This is a genomic window from Chimaeribacter sp. YP20170169 (assembly GCF_056739715.1).
The window spans coordinates 1,776,438-1,792,360 of the sequence record NZ_CP176824.1; the positions used below are offsets into that span (position 1 = coordinate 1,776,438).

Genomic DNA, 15,923 nt, shown 5'->3' on the forward strand with positions numbered 1-15,923 from the left:
TTATTTTTTGTTTAAAAATTTATCTTCAGCATACTCATTTTGGAGTAGGCTTGCTTTCGTAATTCGAAGGTCGTAGGTTCGACTCCTATTATCGACACCATTTCAAACTCTCGCCAAGTCTAACTAAATCAACTCAAAGCCCGTATACGGCGGTTTCTAGCCCGTATCTTATCTTTTGGTATCAACTGGACTCAACAGGAATCAAGTCTCAGTTGGGGCATAAGTGAGGCTGTGTTCGGTGCAGGAGATGACCCAGTGAAGCTGAATGCATGACAGGTAGAGGCAGCTAAACCTGTAGAGAAAGCCTATAAGCTGGCAGATAGTGCGGGTTTGTATCTTGAGGCTGTTCCATCTGGTTCTCAATATTAGCGGATAATATAAGGCTTCAATGGCAAAGAAAAGCGTATGGCTTTCAGTGTCTATCTAGCAGTGTTCCTTGCGCGAGTGAGGGCACTACGTGATGCAGCGAAGAAAAAGCTGGCGGATGCTATTGATCCATCTTTTGCCAAGAAAGAAGAAAAGCTCGTTCGTATATGCAGCTCAATAACACGTTTCAGGCTGCGCCGCTTGAATGGCACGGAACGAAAGTGGTCGGTGGTGAGAGGGTTAAGTTTCTGACATTATCGAAGCCTTCAATAAGGATATTTCCCCTAGATGTGCTCAATCAGTGGGATGTGCTGTGCTATTACAGTGATGATGGCCTGGCAGAGCCTGCTAACAACGCCGCAGAACGGGCATTACGTGCCGTATGTCTGGAAAGAAAAACTATATTTTCTTCGGCAGCGATGATGGAGGTGAACGAGGAGCTCTGCTGTATGGACTGAGCGGGACATGCACGCTAAATGTTATCGATCCGGAAACCTAACTCAAATATATCCTGAGTGGCCTTTCAATTAGGTGGTAGAGCTTCTGCCCTTGAACGTAGCTCTCACCAATATATAGACGTCAATATGGTACTCACTTTACGCCTAAAGATCAGCGGATAAGAGCAAATTATCTGAGGGGTTGATAGAGCATTGGGCAGTAAGGTTTCATAGTTGGATGGTATCAATCTAACGGTATAGAAACATCAGCCAATACGAAAACTGTCTACGTTTGAGACATCATTTCTTGCTGTTACATAAGTATTAATGCATGATTGTCATCAAATTGATGACTATCATGGCGCTTTATGGATTACCGTATTCAATGTTCATTTTCCTCTATAGTAATGATTCATGCTTAGTTCCCCTTCTAAGCGGCTTGAGGACTTGAGTCTGGCCCAGCGCGAGCGGCTGGCCTACATCGATTTTCGGCTCTACTTTTTCGGTGTGATCGGTCGCCCAGATCTGTTTGAGCGCTTCGGTGTGGCTCCTGCAGGGGCAACACGAGATTTAACTTTGTACCGGGAAATCGCGCCGCATAACATCACCTTCGATGGTAGCTACAAGATCTATCGCATTGGGCATGCATTCTCCCCGTTGTTCGAGCATGCATCGCAGCGCGTTCTGTCGGCGCTGGCTCTCGGTTTTGGCGATGGCGTGAACGGCTCAATGCAGGCGCTGTTACCATGCGAATCCCCCGCAGCCCTAAGCATTCCCAAGATGGATGTGTTAGCCACGATTTGCCGAGGCATCCACGCTAAGCGACCCGTCGCTATCCGCTACCACTCAATGAGCAGCGGCGAGTCCGAGCGGGTAATTGTGCCCTTTGCCTTGGTTGATACTGGCCTGCGCTGGCACGTCCGGGCCTTTGATCGCAAGAGTAGAGAGTTTCGGGATTTCGTCGTCACCCGCATCGAAGCACCAACATTGCTCGACGAGGAGCCACAGGCCCACGAACAACAGGATAACGACATCCAGTGGACACGCATCGTCGAGCTGGATTTCGTGCCGCACCCAAGCGTTGAGCGTCCCGATATTATCAAGATGGACTACGGGATGACCGATGGTTCGATCAGGATGCGCGTTCGCGCTGCGGTGGTGGGCTATATGTTGCTGCGCTGGCGGGTGGACTGCTCACCCGATCATTGCCTTCGTGGGCCGGAGTACCGGTTATGGCTCAAAGATCATCTCGCAATTTACGGCGTAAAAAATGCCTTACTGGCACCAGGCTATAGCGCCACTAAGAAGACTGACTATTAATGGAACTGATCGATAATATCAACCGCCTGCTCGGAGACGACCTAAAGCAGACGCTCAAACCTGGTGCTCGCCTGAAGATCGCCGCCTCCTGCTTTTCGATGTACGCATTTGAAGCGCTCAAAGCAGAGCTGGAAAAAGTCGACGAGCTGCAATTCATCTTTACCTCGCCGACGTTTACCGCTAACGAGGTTACCGACAAGATTCGCAAGGAACGCAGAGAATTCCACATACCGAAGGCTGACCGCGAACGGAGCTTGTACGGGAGTGAGTTCGAAATTCAGCTGCGTAACAAACTGACCCAGTGCGCAATTGCAAAAGAGTGCGCGGACTGGATGCGGCGCAAGGCAACATTCAAGTCCAATCGCAGCAAGGCACCGATGCAGCAATTTACTTGCATTCAGGCTGCTGCCGCAGATACTGCCTACATGCCACTGCACGGCTTTACCGCCGTCGATCTCGGCTACCAGCAGGGCAACGCTGTCTCCAACTTCGTCAACAAGATGGACGAGCCGACATTTACGGCGACCTACCTCAGTCTGTTTAACCAGATCTGGCAGGACCCCGAGAAGCTGGAGGATGTAACGGCGCAGATCTGCGACCACATTGCATCCGTCTACCAGGAAAACTCGCCCGAGAGCATCTACTTCCTGATGCTCTACAATATCTTCAATGAGTTTCTGGACGACATCAACGAGGATGTCCTGCCGAACGACCGCACGGGCTATCAAGACACGCTCATCTGGAACAAACTCTTCAATTACCAGAAAGATGCTGCCACCGGGATCATCAACAAACTTGAAAGCTACAGCGGCTGCATCTTGGCCGACAGCGTGGGTTTGGGAAAGACTTTTACCGCGCTGGCCGTGGTAAAGTATTACGAACTGCGCAACAAGTCAGTTTTGGTGTTATGCCCTAAGAAGCTGGCGGACAACTGGCTGAACTACAGCCGCAACCTCAAGACCAACATATTTGCTCGCGACCGGTTCAACTACGACGTGCTTTGCCATACCGACCTCAGCCGTACAAGCGGTGAGTCGTTCGGTACACCGCTGAACCGTATCAATTGGGGCAACTACGACCTCGTCGTCATCGACGAGTCGCACAACTTCCGCAACAATGACGCTTACAAGGACAAGGAAACCCGCTATCAGAAGCTGATGAACAAGGTTATCAAGGGGGGCGTGAAAACCAAGGTGCTGATGCTTTCGGCCACCCCGGTGTACAATCGCTTCAATGACCTACGCAACCAACTGGCACTGGCCTATGAAGGTGATTCCGAAAACCTAAGCAAGAAGCTGCGTACCGGCAAGACGGTAGAGGAGATTTTCCGTGGTGCGCAGGCCAGCTTCAATGCATGGGCAAAGCTTCCATCGGAAGAGCGCACAGCGCGGGCCATCCTGGATTCATTGGACTTCGACTTCTTCGAATTGCTCGACAGCGTCACCATTGCACGTTCGCGCAAACATATTCAGACCTTCTACGACACCAAGGAAATCGGCCAATTTCCCGAGCGCTGCAAGCCCTTGTCGTTCGACAGTCCGCTCACGCAGCGAACGGATGTGATGAGCTTCAACGAAATTTTCGAGCAGCTGTCTTTACTCAAGTTCGCTGTTTACGCGCCGATCAGCTACATCCTGCCTATTCAACTCGCGAGCATGGCGGCGCTGGCGCATTCACGACTGCGCTCATTCTTTGCCTGTGGTGACTTTAATCAACGCCTGACCACCTGGGGCGCACGCTCTGTCGACGACTTAAAGTGGATCTTTGAGGATTTCGACATCAAGGAGATTACGGTCTCATACCGGCAGAGCAAGCAACTGAACGATCTGGCTCGCGCCATGATCCACGCCGTCGGTGGTACCGAGCAAAACGCCAGCTTGCCTGCGCATATGGACAGCATGGGTGTTGCACCAGCCTTGCTGGAGCTCGCGACCAACGCAGAAACCATTGTCGGTTGGCTGGCGGATCGCATTCGCGAGATTGAGCGCTTTGTCGGTCAGTTGCCATCTACCGCCATTTTTGTAAATACCGAGGACGACGTAGCCCCGGTGGCCGAAGCACTCAACACAGCCTTGGCGGAGCACAACATCCAGGTCATCGCCTGCCGAGAGGGCCAGGCGTGGGGCAGGAAAACAACGTGCGCGTGTTCGACATCCAGTACATTAAAAGCCTTGAGTTCGAGGCGGTATTCTTTATCAGCATTGACCAGCTCGCCACGGCTGCACCCGGCACTGTTTGACAAATACCTGTACGTTGGCACCACCCGCGCGGCCACCTACCTAGGCGTGACCTGCCAGAGCAGCTTGCCATCCGCCATCGAAAGTCTGCGCCCGCACTGTTGCCAAGACTGGCAGCAAGGCGACTGACCATACTCATACGAACTTGAATTATGAGCCGCCATGCTTTTTCCATAAAAAGCACGGCGACAAGAGGAAAAGAACATGGAAAAGCTAAAAATGCATTCACCCAATCTCACGCAGGACAATATCGCCCGCATTCGCGATCTGTTTCCTGGATGCGTCACCGAAGCCAAGGGCGAGGACGGCACAGTGAAACTGGCGGTGGATTTTGACCAGTTGCGCCAAGAACTGGCTGATTCAATTGTCGAGGGGCCACAGGAACGCTACCACCTGAACTGGCCTGGCAAGCGTGAGGCGCTGCTGACGGCCAATACATCGATTGCCAAGACGCTACGCCCCTGCCGTGATGAAAGCGTGGACTTCGATAGCACGAAGAATCTGTTTATCGAAGGCGATAACCTCGATGCGTTGAAGTTGCTGCAAGAGACCTATCTCGGCAAGGTCAAGATGATCTACATCGACCCACCCTATAATACAGGTCGCGACTTTATCTATGACGATGACTACAGCGACGACGTGCAAAATTACTTGAAGCAATCCAACCAAGTCAATGATCAGGGGGTTAGACTAGTAGCGAATACAGAAGCAAACGGCCGATTTCACTCTGACTGGTTGGGTATGATCTATTCTAGACTTCGACTGGCACGTAACCTACTCAAAGACGACGGGGTTATTTTTTTATCAATCGATGATCACGAGGTTGATAACCTGCGGAAGGTATGTAGCGAAGTATTTGGCGAAGATAACTTTATTGCACAAATTATCTGGCAAAAAGTCTTTTCTCCTAAAAACTCAGCTCAGTGGTTCTCTGAAGATCATGATTATATTTTAGTATATGCAAAATCAGCTGGGAATTGGACACCAAATCTTTTACCACAAACTGATGAGATGATTGCGCGGTACAAGAACCCTGATAATGATCCTCGCGGTCCTTGGACCTCTGGTGATTTACAAGCCCGAAATTACTACGCGGAAGGAACATATCCCGTCACTTGCCCATCTGGAAGATTAATTGAAGGCCCAGGTAAAGGTATGTACTGGCGAGTAAGTAGAGTCAATTTTGAGCGACTCAAAACAGAGAATCGTATTTGGTGGGGGAACGATGGCAATAACATGCCACGTTTGAAGCGTTTTCTTAAAGAGGTTAAGCAAGGGCGAACTCCACAGACACTTTGGTTTTATAAAGAAGTTGGACATACACAAGATGCCAAGAAGGCACTGCTTAAATATGTACAATTCGAGCACACAGAAAACGTACTGAATTCGGTGAAACCTGTTGAATTACTGCAACGAGTGCTGCAACTAGCGGGGCAACCTAACGACAGCGACATAGTGCTCGATTTTTTTAGCGGTAGTGCAACTACCGCACATGCCGTACTTAAGCAGAACGCTGAAGATGGCGGCAACCGTCGCTTCATCGCTGTGCAAATTGCCGAACCTTTACCCAATCCCGAGAAAGGCATGACCTCCATTTTCGAAATAGGACTCAAAAGAATTCGTAACGTTGCGAATGAGCTTCGAGCCCAAGAGGGTAACGAAAAGTGTGACGTCGGCTTCCGCACCCTCAAAATCGACACCTCCAACATGGCTGACGTCTATTACACTCCCGATGCGTTGGACGAGGCCAACTTTGACCTGTTTGTTGACAACATCAAGCCCGACCGCACACATGAGGATCTACTGTTCCAAGTAATGTTGGATTGGGGCGTCGATCTGGCCCTGCCTATCGCCAAACAGTCCATCCAAGGTAAGGACGTGTTCTTCGTTGATGGCAATGTGCTTGCTGCCTGCTTCGACGCCAGCGGCAGCATTGATGAAGCCTTTGTGAAAGATCTGGCCAAGCATCAGCCTCTGCGTGTGGTATTCCGCGACGCGGGCTACAAGAACAGCGCCGTCAAGATCAACGTCGAGCAGATCTTCAAGCTCATGTCGCCCGTCACCGAAGTGAAATGTATCTAAGGGGACGTGCAATGAAACTTAAATTTAAACATCAGCCCTATCAGGCTGCCGCCGTGCAGGCGGTCGTCGATGTTTTTCAGGGGCAGCCACCGTCCTCTAATGCAGCCATGAGCTATCGCCTTGACCCTGGTAATACCAAAAACGGTATGGGTGATCTGTTTGCGGTAGATACTGGTTTTAAAAATGCTGAGCTAACCCTCAGTGAGATTGCCTTGCTTGATAACATCCAACAGGTGCAGCGCCAGCAAAACCTGCCGTTGTCGGAGAGCTTGGTCAAGACCAAGGTCGCCAAGCTAAATCTTGATATCGAGATGGAAACGGGTACTGGCAAGACCTATTGCTACATTAAGACAATTTTCGAGTTGAACAAACAGTTCGGCTGGAGCAAGTTCGTCATAGTGGTACCGAGCATTGCCATCCGCGAGGGTGTCACCAAGTCGTTGGAAATCACGGCCGAGCACTTTCAGGAGACCTACCAAAAGAAGGCGCGCTTCTTTATTTATAATTCTAAGCAGTTGCACCATCTGGAGAGCTTCTCCTCCGATGCCGCTATCAATGTCATGGTGATCAACGTACAAGCGTTTAACGCCACTGGGAAAGATAACCGCCGCATCTATGAAGCGCTCGATGATTTTCAGTCACGTCGCCCGATCGATGTGATCAGCGCAAACCGCCCCATCTTAATCCTCGATGAGCCGCAGCGAATGGAGGGAGGCAAGACGCTGGATTCCCTAGCGAATTTCAACCCGTTGATGGTATTGCGTTATTCCGCTACTCACAAGACAACACACAACAAGATCCACCGCCTGGATGCGCTCGATGCCTACAACCAGAAGCTGGTGAAGAAGATTGAGGTGCGCGGGATCTCGGTGAAGGGACTGGCGGGAACCAACGCCTATCTCTATTTACAAGCCATCGAAATCTCAAACAAAAAACCGCCAGTCGCGGTTGTGGAGTTCGAACAGAAACTCAGCGGAGGAAACATCAAGCGCGTCACTCGCAAACTGGGCAAGGGTGACAATCTGTTTGTACTATCGAATGAGCTGGATCAATACCGCGATAGGTTTGTGGTATCGGACATCAATGCCAATACGGACACCTTCAGCTTTACCAATGGTGTAGAACTGACGGTGGGTGATGCGACTGGTGATGTTTCCGAGATAGCGCTGCGCCGCATTCAGATCCGTGAGACGATCAGGGCGCACTTTGATAAGGAAATGGAGCTCTTTGATAAAGGGGTGAAGGTTCTCTCGCTGTTCTTTATCGACGAAGTAGCCAAGTACCGGGACTACTCCGCTGCCGATGAAAAGGGAGAGTACGCAAAAATCTTTGAAGAGGAGTACGCTAAGCACCTTCAAGAAGCGTTTGATAATGGGTTTATGCAAGGGGATACCCCTTATGCTAAATATCTACGCCACATTGCGGCCGATAAGACGCATAGCGGCTACTTTTCCATCGATAAGAAGAGCAAGCGCCTCACCGATCCCAAGACCGCTGCGCGCGGTGAAAATGCGGGCTTGTCGGATGACGTAGATGCTTACGATCTGATCCTCAAAGACAAGGAGCGGTTGTTATCACTAGCTGAGCCGGTGCGTTTTATCTTCTCACACTCGGCCTTGCGTGAAGGCTGGGATAACCCGAACGTGTTTGTGATCTGCATGCTCAAGCATAGTGATAACACCATATCACGCCGCCAAGAGGTCGGGCGCGGCCTGCGTTTGTCCGTTAATCAAAATGGTGAACGCATGAATCACCCGTCCATTGTTCATGACATTAACGTACTGACAGTCGTGGCCAGCGAAAGTTACAAGGATTTCGTGACCGCCTTGCAAAAGGACATTAGCGAGTCCTTGTCAGCTCGTCCGCGTGTGGCGGACAGGGCCTACTTCACGGGCAAGATGCTGAACACGAAGGAAGGCCCGATTACGGTATCGGACGACCAGGCCACGGACATCGAGTTTTATTTGATCCAGAACGGCTACGTCGATAAGAAACGCAATATCACGGAGAAGTACCATCAAGCTAAGAAAGACGGCACGCTGAAGGCATTGCCGGATGAACTGCAGCCTTATGCAGAGCAGATATTCCAGCTGATTGATAGCGTATTCAGCGAAAGCCAAATCATGCAGATAGACGATGGTCGCAAGCCCAAAAGACTGCAGACCAACGCCAACTTTGAAAAGCAGGAATTTAAGGCGCTGTGGGGGCGAATCAATCGCAAGGCTACCTACAATGTGCTGTTCAATGATGTTGAGCTAGTGAACAATACGATAAAGGCGCTCAATGACAAGAATGCTGGGTTGCGAGTGACGCCGTTACAATACACTATTCAACGTGGCGAGCAGGCTGATACGGCAACTTACGATGACCTCAAAAAGGGCAATGCCTTCGAGCTGAAAGTTACCGAAACAGAATCGCAAAACGCCTCCATCCACTCCGCTGTGCAGTACGATCTGATTGGCAAGTTATCAGAGGGGACTTTGCTTACAAGACGAACCGTTGCCGAAATTCTTAAAGGCCTCAATGCTGACGTCTTCGCACAATTCAAGAGCAATCCGGAAAGCTTCATTGCCGAAGCCATTCGCTTGGTCAACGAACAAAAGGCCAATGTCATCATCGAGCATCTGGCCTATGACACGCTAGAAGATAAGTTTGATTTGGACATCTTTACCACGGGACAGAGCAAACAGGATCTCAGTAAGGCCGGGAATAAATTGCAAAATCACATCTATGATTACGTGCTTACCGACTCCGCGATTGAGCGCAAGTTCGTCGAAGAGTTGGATACTAGCAAGGATGTGGTGGTATATGCCAAGTTGCCACGTGGTTTTCTGATTCCAACCCCTGTCGGCGATTACAACCCCGATTGGGCCATTTCCTTCAAAGAAGGTTCGGTCAAGCATGTATATTTCGTTGCTGAGACCAAGGGCTCGATGTCGTCACTGGATTTACGGCCTATTGAAGCCACAAAGATTAAATGTGCCCGTAAGTTCTTCGATGAGATCAACAGCAAGTTTTCTCCAGAAAACGTGAGGTATGACGTAGTGGATAGCTTCGGTAAGCTGATGGAAGTGGTGAAGTAAGACACTAAAGATTGGCCATGTGGCGGTGAGATTATGGCGTACATAAATTGCCACCTATACACATGGCCACATCTAAGTTTTCGTCCGGCATACCTGACACCGGAAGAGTATCGGTTGATGTCTGAAAAGCCAGAAATCTCAAAAAGTATTTGGAACTAAAAAGGGTGGGCTTACATTACTGTTCGAATAAGACAAGTTCCGCATCATCTATGCCATCGGAATTATCGATGCTCAGTTTATTGGCCAGAACCTGCCCCCAGAGTCTTTCCCATACTGGCTTTCATTGCCAGAAACGTGGTACCGGCTCATATATAATCGGTAATAATGGTTGAGGGGATGAAAGGATAACGTTCAGCGGGTGTCTTAAAATCAGGAAGTTGATTAAGCTTAGGTGAAAACATGGTATTTTCTTATTCTAAGGGAACAATATTTTATTATCAGCATTAACACACCAGTTCATCATCATTTACGAAACAACAGCACTGCTATCAGTGCTGATTATCCATCCATCAAGCCTATCAGCCCATTCCTGCATCATCACTTTACGCTCATCAAGATAAGTTGCATGGTTGTATGTTCGACGAACATTGTTGGTATCAGCGTGCGCTAGTTGGGCCTCAATAGTATCAGGCCAATATCCCATCAGTACTCCCTGTAGTTCGGGTTGCATATGGGCTATAAGTACCACTCCAGCCGAGGCTTTTAGTAGCTGACGCAGGGAGTACGATGTCATAGGACCTGGCGGATTATCTCTGCCTGGAAAAGGTGCTGCCGATGCCCGGTTAATCCTTGTAACGTTCTGAGCATTTTGACTGCTTGGGAGGGTAGGGGAATAACGGTTCTCTGCGGACTTTCATTCGCGCTGCCGGAATGGTCCACAGGGCATTATCAAGATCGAATTCTGCCTCGGTGACTTCGGCTGGTCGCGCTAGTGTCCACCCCATTAGTCACATGCAATAGTTAACCTGATATGAGCCACGGCTGTTATCAAAACAGCTTAATAGCTTCCTGATACGCTGAGGATTCAGTGCCTGTTTGTGATATTCACCTAAAAATTGATTGTACTCATCCTCGTGCTTATTTTGGCTGTGCTTTCAATAGATTGCGTAAGACGTCATGGCATAAAAAAATCCACGCGATAGCGTGGATTTTTGGGTTCACAGGCACGGCAGGGCGTGCTTGGGATTAGACGTTGAACAGGAAGTTCATCACGTCGCCATCTTTGACGATGTACTCTTTACCTTCAGAGCGCATCTTGCCGGCTTCTTTGGCGCCTTGCTCACCCTTGTAGGTGATGAAGTCGTCATAGGCGATGGTCTGGGCGCGGATGAAGCCTTTCTCAAAGTCGGTGTGGATCTTGCCTGCGGCCTGCGGGGCGGTGGCGCCTACCGGGATGGTCCAGGCGCGCACTTCTTTTACGCCAGCGGTGAAGTAGGTTTGCAGGCTCAGCAGCTCGTAACCGGCGCGGATCACGCGGTTCAGGCCCGGCTCTTCCAGACCCAGCTCGGCCATGAACTCGGCGCGGTCTTCATCTTCCAGCTCGGCGATGTCAGACTCGACGGCCGCGCAGACTGCCACTACCACGGAACCTTCGTTGGCCGCGATCTCACGCACCTGATCCAGGTACGGGTTGTTCTCGAAACCATCTTCGTTGACGTTGGCGATGTACATAGTCGGTTTCAGCGTCAGGAAGCTCAGGTAACGGATGGCTGCCTTCTCTTCCGCGCTCAGATCCAGCGCGCGCAACATGCCAGCGTTCTCCAGCTGCGGCAGGCACTTCTCCAGTGCGGCCAGTTCCGCTTTCGCGTCTTTGTCACCGCCTTTGGCTTTCTTCTGCACACGCTGGATGGCGCGTTCACAGGTCTCGAGGTCAGAGAGCGCCAGCTCGGTGTTGATCACGTCGATATCTTCCGCCGGGTTCACTTTGCCCGCCACGTGGATGATATTGTCGTTCTCAAAGCAGCGCACCACGTGGCCGATGGCCTCGGTCTCACGGATGTTGGTCAGGAATTGGTTGCCCAGGCCCTCGCCCTTGGAGGCACCCTTCACCAGACCGGCGATGTCCACGAACTCCATGGTGGTCGGCACCACGCGCTGCGGCTTGATCAGCTCCGCCAGTTTGTCCAGACGCGGATCGGGCATCGGCACCACGCCGGTGTTGGGTTCTATGGTGCAGAACGGAAAGTTCGCCGCCTCAATGCCCGCTTTGGTCAGGGCGTTGAACAGCGTTGATTTACCCACGTTCGGCAGGCCGACGATACCGCATTTGAATCCCATGTTTATATCACCTTAATCGCTTAAATATCATGCGGTTAACAATGTCCGCACAATCGAATTGCACACTATCACGTTATTATACACGGAAAGCGCCGTTATCTCGATCCGCATCTGCCGCCCGGTGGCCGGGCTTGCCTTTCACGCCTCCATTACCGATACTGCTACTTCTGATTAACTAACTGGAAACGCGCCGGATGCACTTTCTGCCTACTCCACCCTGAGTTGTGATCCCGCCCTGGCAGCGCTCGCTGCACCTCATCGCGCCTGCGATGGATTCTGTATCCCCTGAAACGGGGAGCTGTGGTACATCCTATAAAATGTGGAAATTCTCATGTCTGGAATGAAGAACGCCAGGCTCGCTGACGTCAAAAATGATGTCCTGGCGGGCTGCGTCGTTGCGGTCTCTATGGTCCCGGAAGCGGTCGGCTTCTCGCTGGTGGCTGGACTGTCGCCCATCGTTGGCCTGCACACGGCCTTTATCATCGGTCTGGTGACCGCCCTGTTTGGCGGCAAGCCCGGCATGGTCTCCGGCGCGGCCGGCTCGATCGTGGTGGTGCTGATGAGCCTGGCCAGCGAACATGGTATGGCCTATGTGCTGTGGGCGACCATTTTCGCCGGCCTGATCCAGATTGCCATCGGCGCGTTCCGCCTCGGCAAGCTCATCCGGCTGGTGCCGCTGCCGGCGATCCACGGCTTCGTCAATGGGCTGGCGATTGTGATCATGCTGGCGCAGCTGCATATGATTGCCGGGCAGGGGCCGCTGATGTATGGGCTGGTGCTGCTGGCGATTCTGGTGGTCTGCCTGTTCCCGAAAGTGACCCGCGTCATCCCGTCGTCGCTGGCGGCGCTGATCATTGTGTCGGCAGTGGCCATCGGCTTTAACCTGCACACCCTGCGGGTCGGCGACATGGCGGACATCACCGGTACGCTGCCCAGCTTCAGCCTGCCGACCGTGCCGCTGACGCTGGAGACGCTGCGCATCGTGCTGCCCTATGCGGTGGTCATCGCGCTGGTGGGACTGATTGAGTCGCTGCTGACCATGACGGTGCTGGATGAGATGGGCGACAAGAAGGGCAACGGCAATCGTGAAAGCATCGCGCAGGGAGCGGGCAACACCCTGTGCGGGCTGTTTGGCTGCTTCGCCGGCTGCGCCATGATTGGCCAGTCCATCATCAACTTCACCTCTGGCGGGCGCGGGCGTCTCTCCGGCACCGTGGGGGCGCTGCTGTTGATCCTGTTCGTGGTCAGCCTGTCGCACTATATCGGCCTGCTGCCGGTGGCGGCGCTGGCCGGTATCATGCTGGTGGTCTGCTACAACACCTTTGAGTGGAGTTCACTGCGCCGCCTGCGCCGGATGCCAAAGGCCGATGCGCTAGTGATGGTGATCGTTACGTTAATTACCATCTTCACCGATCTGGCGGTGGCGGTGATCAGTGGGGTGATTATCTCTGCGCTGGTCTTCGCCTGGCAGCACGCGCGCATCACGGTGCGCCGTCGCCAGCAGCAGGGCGACGTGGCGGTCTACCAGCTGGAGGGGCCGCTGTTCTTTGGCTCCACCGCCTCTTTTGCGGAGCTGTTCGACCCGGCCCAGGATCCAGCGGAGGTGGTGATTGACTTCGCGGCAACGCGGGTGATGGACTCCAGCGGCGTGGAGGCGATTGATAAGCTGACCGGCCGCTACCTGGACGCCGGCAAGCGCATTCGCCTGCGCCACCTTAGCCCGGATTGCGTGCGACTGCTGGCGAAAGCTGGCCCGTTCTGTAGCCATGAGCTGGACGATCCGCACTATTTTGTGGCGGAAGAGGATTACCAGCCGGATGAGGGGAAAGCGGGGACGGGCGACATTCGCCGCACCTGATGGGGAGGGGCGGCGGGCAGCAGGCCCGCCGCCTGAACGTCACGCCTTGAAGCTGTGCAGGCGGCGCATCGCCACCTCCAGACCCTCTTTCATCAACAGTTCGGTGCAGCGCAGCGACTCATCAATCGCGCTGTCAATCAGCTGCTGTTCGCTGGTGGGCGGCTTGCCAAGCACAAAGCCCACCACCTTATTTTTGTCACCCGGATGGCCGATGCCGATGCGCAGGCGGTAGAAGTTCGGGTTGTTACCTAATTTGCTCTGGATGTCCTTCAACCCATTGTGGCCGCCGTTGCCGCCGCCAAGTTTGATCTTCGCGACGCCGGGCGGGATATCCAGCTCATCGTGCGCGACCAGAATCTCGTCCGGGTTGAGGCGGTAGAAGGTCGCCATCGCTGCCACGGCCTTGCCGCTCAGGTTCATGAAGGTGCTTGGCACCAGCAAGCGCACATCCTGCCCCGCCAGATTCAGCCGGCCCGTGTGGCCGAAAAATTTGCTCTCCTCTTTTAAGGAGACATTGTGCTGGCGCGCCAGCAGATCGACGAACCAAGCACCGGCATTGTGGCGGGTCTGGGCATATTCAGCGCCTGGGTTTGCCAGGCCAACGATGAGTTTTATGCTGCTCACGGGAATTCGCTTAACTAAGAATGAAGCCGGTTAGTTTACCCGTGGATGAACCTAATGACAAAAGCCGCCGCACAGGGTGCCAAATCTAATGCATTTCGAATAGTGAACTCTGTAAACTATTAAAACTGCTAATCAAAACGCCGCCAATTCCGTAAAGATTTGTCAAAATTCGCACTACTCTGTGATCGTAACCGCAAACGCCATCATAAGCGCTTCCTATACTTAAGCCTGTTAGCGGCCATCATTAATCAGGTGACCTCAAGGAGGTGACATATGAGACGCAGAAACGCAACCCGGCTAGGTAACGTCCTGATGGGCATCGGGTTAATCACCATGGTGGGCGGGGTTGGCTACTCAATGCTCAACCAGTTGCCACAACTCAATCTGCCGCAGTTTTTCGCCCACGGCGCGGTGGTCAGTATCTTCGTGGGGGCGTTGCTCTGGCTGACTGGGGCAAGGATCGGTGGCCGTGAACAGGTTTGCGATCGCTACTGGTGGGTTAAACATTTTGATAAGCGCTGTACCCGCTCGCATACCCATCATCCCCGCTGATTTGATCGATAAAAAAACCGCCGGCATAACCGGCGGTTTTTTGTTGCAAGCAGAGTTAACGCGAGGGCCAGGGGCCGCCCGAATTAATGCTCGAACATCGCAGAGATAGACTCTTCGTTGCTGATACGGCGAATGGCTTCCGCCAGCATACCGGAGAGGGTCAGGGTGCGCACCTTGCTCAGGGCGCGGATCTCTGGGGAGAGCGGGATGGTGTCGCACACTACCACTTCGTCAATGACGGAGTTTTTGATGTTCTCTACGGCATTGCCAGAGAAGATCGGGTGGGTGGCGTAAGCGAACACGCGCTTGGCACCGCGCTCTTTCAGCGCTTCCGCCGCCTTGCACAGGGTGCCACCGGTGTCGATCATGTCATCCACCAGCACGCAGTCACGACCAGCCACGTCACCGATGATATGCATCACCTGGGAGACGTTGGCGCGCGGACGGCGCTTGTCGATGATCGCCATGTCCGTGTCGTTCAGCAGCTTGGCAATGGCACGGGCGCGCACCACACCGCCGATGTCTGGAGAGACCACAATCGGGTTCTCCAGGTTCTGTTGCAACATATCTTCCAGCAAGATCGGGCTGCCAAAGACGTTGTCTACCGGCACATCGAAGAAGCCTTGAATCTGTTCAGCATGCAGGTCCACAGTCAGCACACGGTCTACCCCTACGCTGGAGAGGAAGTCCGCCACCACTTTCGCGGTGATGGGCACACGCGCGGAGCGCACGCGGCGATCCTGGCGGGCATAGCCAAAGTAGGGGATTACCGCGGTGATGCGGCCTGCGGAGGCGCGGCGCAGCGCATCGACCATCACCACCAACTCCATCAGGTTGTCGTTAGTGGGGGCACAGGTGGACTGGATGATGAAAATATCACCACCGCGTACGTTTTCGTTGATTTGTACGCTTACTTCGCCGTCGCTGAAACGACTTACAGCAGCGTCACCAAGGCTGGTGTACAAACGGTTGGCAATACGTTGTGCTAGTTCCGGGGTGGCGTTACCAGCAAAAAGCTTCATATCAGGCACGAGAAGAACCTCAGGCTTGCGTCCAGAGAAGATATTGTAGGCACGTTCGCGGGCAT

General features: G+C 52.8%; 8 protein-coding genes and 4 pseudogenes. 8 read left to right on the forward strand and 4 right to left on the reverse strand.

Going from position 1 to position 15,923, the window contains the following annotated elements:
* Window positions 1–312 precede the first annotated feature (312 nt).
* The 6 genes and pseudogenes from ACK3SD_RS07890 to ACK3SD_RS07915 form a co-directional block, all read left to right on the forward strand.
* A pseudogene (locus tag ACK3SD_RS07890) lies at window positions 313–664 on the forward strand (integrase arm-type DNA-binding domain-containing protein); the annotation flags it as partial.
* Window positions 657–897 (forward strand): annotated as a pseudogene (locus ACK3SD_RS07895) (IS66 family transposase); the annotation flags it as partial. The pseudogenes ACK3SD_RS07890 and ACK3SD_RS07895, both read left to right, overlap by 8 nt.
* A gap of 353 nt (window positions 898–1,250) precedes the next feature.
* Window positions 1,251–2,123: a helix-turn-helix transcriptional regulator gene (locus ACK3SD_RS07900; protein ID WP_481127370.1), complete on the forward strand. Its 873-nt coding sequence runs from the start codon at window positions 1,251–1,253 to the stop codon at window positions 2,121–2,123.
* A pseudogene (locus tag ACK3SD_RS07905) lies at window positions 2,123–4,489 on the forward strand (SNF2-related protein). The gene ACK3SD_RS07900 and the pseudogene ACK3SD_RS07905 overlap by 1 nt, the downstream one beginning before the upstream one ends.
* Before the next feature lie 75 nt (window positions 4,490–4,564).
* A complete protein-coding gene (locus ACK3SD_RS07910) occupies window positions 4,565–6,442 on the forward strand; it encodes a site-specific DNA-methyltransferase (RefSeq protein WP_481127371.1) in 1,878 nt (625 codons plus the stop codon).
* An 11-nt stretch (window positions 6,443–6,453) separates the two neighbouring features.
* Complete coding sequence (locus tag ACK3SD_RS07915; RefSeq protein WP_481127372.1) at window positions 6,454–9,525, forward strand: type III restriction-modification system endonuclease; 3,072 nt, start codon at window positions 6,454–6,456, stop codon at window positions 9,523–9,525.
* Window positions 9,526–9,991: 466 nt separating this feature from the next.
* On the opposite strand, the pseudogene ACK3SD_RS07920 reads toward ACK3SD_RS07915, so the two are convergent.
* Both ACK3SD_RS07920 and ychF read right to left on the reverse strand, forming a co-directional pair.
* A pseudogene (locus ACK3SD_RS07920) lies at window positions 9,992–10,565 on the reverse strand (tyrosine-type recombinase/integrase); the annotation flags it as partial.
* 145 nt (window positions 10,566–10,710) lie between these two features.
* On the reverse strand, window positions 10,711–11,802 hold the full coding sequence (gene ychF, locus ACK3SD_RS07925) for a redox-regulated ATPase YchF (RefSeq protein ID WP_481127373.1): 1,092 nt from the start codon (window positions 11,800–11,802) through the stop codon (window positions 10,711–10,713).
* Between the two features lie 331 nt (window positions 11,803–12,133).
* Between ychF and ACK3SD_RS07930 the strand changes: the two genes are divergently transcribed.
* Window positions 12,134–13,660 (forward strand): SulP family inorganic anion transporter, encoded by a 1,527-nt coding sequence (locus ACK3SD_RS07930; protein ID WP_481127374.1) that lies wholly within the window; start codon window positions 12,134–12,136, stop codon window positions 13,658–13,660.
* A 39-nt stretch (window positions 13,661–13,699) separates the two neighbouring features.
* Here ACK3SD_RS07930 and pth read toward each other — a convergent pair whose 3' ends face one another.
* Window positions 13,700–14,284 (reverse strand): aminoacyl-tRNA hydrolase, encoded by a 585-nt coding sequence (pth, locus tag ACK3SD_RS07935; RefSeq protein ID WP_137763033.1) that lies wholly within the window; start codon window positions 14,282–14,284, stop codon window positions 13,700–13,702.
* Window positions 14,285–14,557: 273 nt separating this feature from the next.
* Between pth and ychH the strand changes: the two genes are divergently transcribed.
* The gene (ychH, locus tag ACK3SD_RS07940) at window positions 14,558–14,836 is read left to right on the forward strand and encodes a stress-induced protein YchH (RefSeq protein ID WP_481127375.1); all 279 of its coding nucleotides are present in this window, start codon (window positions 14,558–14,560) and stop codon (window positions 14,834–14,836) included.
* A gap of 83 nt (window positions 14,837–14,919) precedes the next feature.
* Here ychH and prs read toward each other — a convergent pair whose 3' ends face one another.
* Window positions 14,920–15,867 (reverse strand): ribose-phosphate diphosphokinase, encoded by a 948-nt coding sequence (gene prs, locus ACK3SD_RS07945; RefSeq protein WP_137763035.1) that lies wholly within the window; start codon window positions 15,865–15,867, stop codon window positions 14,920–14,922.
* Window positions 15,868–15,923 lie beyond the last annotated feature (56 nt).

What these genes read in the sequence shown, in the direction of transcription:
- ACK3SD_RS07910 (WP_481127371.1), top strand. Translation starts at nt 4,565, where the DNA reads ATGGAAAAGCTAAAAATGCATTCACCCAATCTCACGCAGGACAATATC.
- ACK3SD_RS07915 (WP_481127372.1), top strand. Translation starts at nt 6,454, where the DNA reads ATGAAACTTAAATTTAAACATCAGCCCTATCAGGCTGCCGCCGTGCAG.
- ychF (WP_481127373.1), bottom strand. Translation starts at nt 11,802, where the DNA reads ATGGGATTCAAATGCGGTATCGTCGGCCTGCCGAACGTGGGTAAATCA.
- ACK3SD_RS07930 (WP_481127374.1), top strand. Translation starts at nt 12,134, where the DNA reads ATGTCTGGAATGAAGAACGCCAGGCTCGCTGACGTCAAAAATGATGTC.
- ychH (WP_481127375.1), top strand. Translation starts at nt 14,558, where the DNA reads ATGAGACGCAGAAACGCAACCCGGCTAGGTAACGTCCTGATGGGCATC.